The organism is Psychrobacillus sp., assembly GCF_056205495.1.
On sequence record NZ_JBAEAP010000544.1, the window covers coordinates 1 to 2,350 of the forward strand.

At 39.4% G+C, this 2,350-nt stretch carries 2 protein-coding genes; both read left to right on the forward strand.

All coding sequences use genetic code 11. The annotated features are described in order from the left end of the window. Positions 1-266: 266 nt before the first annotated feature. Complete coding sequence (locus tag AC06OU_RS15325; RefSeq protein ID WP_475856925.1) at positions 267-1,145, forward strand: aspartate carbamoyltransferase catalytic subunit; 879 nt, start codon at positions 267-269, stop codon at positions 1,143-1,145. Position 1,146: 1 nt separating this feature from the next. Beyond that, a partial coding sequence (locus AC06OU_RS15330; RefSeq protein ID WP_475856927.1) for a dihydroorotase occupies positions 1,147-2,350 on the forward strand: 1,204 nt, incomplete at its 3' end.

Here is a 2,350-nt window from a genome sequence, read left to right on the forward strand (position 1 = left end):
AGTTACAGAGGCTTTGAGTGTGGAAGGTATGGCACTAGCAGCAATCGTTGGTGTAGTTTTAAACTGGATACTACCAGGTAAAAAAGAAGCACAAGCATCAGGTAACGAGACAATAGAATAATGACCTTTTAAAAAGTTGAACAGAGAGTCAACGAAGGGTTCAGATTGAAAAGAGAATTTTAGTTAAAAATCTCTTCTTTGGTCATGCTTTAACGAACCCTCTTGAGCTTTTTCAAGAGGGTTTTCTTATAGAAAGGCGGATAATCATGAAAAATTTAGTCTCAATGAAGGAATTATCTGTAGAACGAATAATTGCAATATTAGAACAAGCCGAAGCATTCCGAACAGGCGCAACCTCTAATTTAAAAAATAAATATACAATGGCAAATCTATTTTTTGAGCCGAGCACTAGAACTAAGATGAGCTTTGAAATGGCAGAAAGAAGGCTGCCAATCGATGTGCTGCCGTTTGAAGCAGGATTTTCAAGCACGTTAAAAGGTGAAACGCTATATGACACGGTAAAGGTACTAGAAGCTATAGGACTTGATGCACTAGTTATAAGACATGAGCAAAATAACTATTTTGAAGAGCTGATAGGTAATGTAAAGCCTGCAATCATTAACGGCGGAGATGGCACTGGCAATCATCCGACTCAAAGTCTGTTAGACATTTTTACGATCTGGCAGGAGTTTGGTACTTTAGAGGATAAAATTGTCACTATAGTAGGGGACATAGTGCATAGCAGGGTAGCAAGGTCTAATGCGCAGGCTCTTACAAGACTAGGAGCCACCGTTCAATTTGTCTGTCCTCCTGAATGGCAAGGAGAATTTGAAACTATTAATAGTTTTGAGGAAGCGATAGAAACAAGTGATGTATTAATGATGCTCCGCGTACAACATGAACGTCACGATGGTTTGGCTTCTTTTTCAAAGGAAGCGTATCACAAGTCTTATGGCCTTACAGTAGATCGGGAACGAAGGATGAAAGATGGAGCAATCATTATGCACCCTGCACCTTTTAACCGTGACGTGGAAATAGCTAGTGAATTAGTAGAGTGTGAGCGTTCTAGAATTTTTAAGCAAATGGAAAATGGTGTTTATATCCGAATGGCTGTTATCGAGATGATCTTAAAAGGGAGAGAATAACATGACAAAAATTATTCAAAACGTCCAACTAGTAAACAAATCAGGTGAATTAGAAACTACCTCAGTTGTAGTAAAAGACGGAAAAATAGCTGAAATTACTCCTACTCCTACTTTAGAAGATGCGCAAGTGATTGATGGTAAAGGAATGTTACTATCCGCTGGCTTTATCGATGTACACGTTCATTTACGTGAGCCAGGTGGAGAGCATAAAGAAACAATAGAAACAGGAACTAAGGCTGCTGCAAAAGGGGGATATACTACGATTTGTGCGATGCCAAATACTCGTCCAGTTCCAGATACAGTAGAAAACTTTTCTCATGTACTAGATTTAGTAGATCAAAATGCACTAGTTCGAGTACTTCCTTATGCTTCTATTACCATACGTCAAGCAGGTAAAGAACGTACAGATATAGCTGCACTAAAAGGACTGGGTGCATTTGCTTTAACAGATGATGGGGTCGGTGTACAAACAGCTGGAACTATGCTGGAAGCGATGCAAGAGGCAGCAAAACATACTATTCCTGTTGTAGCTCACTGTGAGGATAATTCCCTTTTGTACGGTGGGGTAATGCATAAAGGAAAGCGAAATGAAGAGCTTGGATTAAAAGGAATCCATTCCGTTTCAGAATCGGTACATATTGCGAGAGATATATTATTAGCTGAAGCAGCAGGAGCACATTATCATGTTTGCCATGTAAGTACAAAGGAATCTGTTCGAGTGATTAGAGACGCTAAGAAAGCCGGCATCCATGTTACTGCAGAAGTAAGTCCACATCATTTGTTACTTTGCGAGGAGGATATTCCAGCAAATGATGCAATTTGGAAGATGAATCCTCCGCTCAGAGGTAGAGACGACATGATGGCTTTACGTGAGGGATTGTTAGAAGGAACTTTAGATTTTATAGCAACAGATCATGCCCCTCATACAGATGAAGAAAAAGCACATGGTTTCGAAAAGGCTCCCTTTGGAATAGTTGGATTAGAGACAGCCTTTCCATTACTGTATACTCATTTCGTAAAAACGGGGGAATGGTCATTAAAGCAACTGCTAGATTATTTGACCATCAAGCCAGCGAACGTATTTGGGTTTGAATTTGGCAAGCTAGAAGTAGGAGCTCCAGCTGATTTAGTATTAGTAGATTTAAAAGAAGAACAAAAAATAGATAAAGAAGCATTCCTTTCTAAAGGAAAAAATACTCCGTTTG

Bases quoted from the DNA above. Each gene is read 5' to 3' on its own strand.
- AC06OU_RS15325 (WP_475856925.1), top strand. From the start codon at position 267: ATGAAAAATTTAGTCTCAATGAAGGAATTATCTGTAGAACGAATAATT.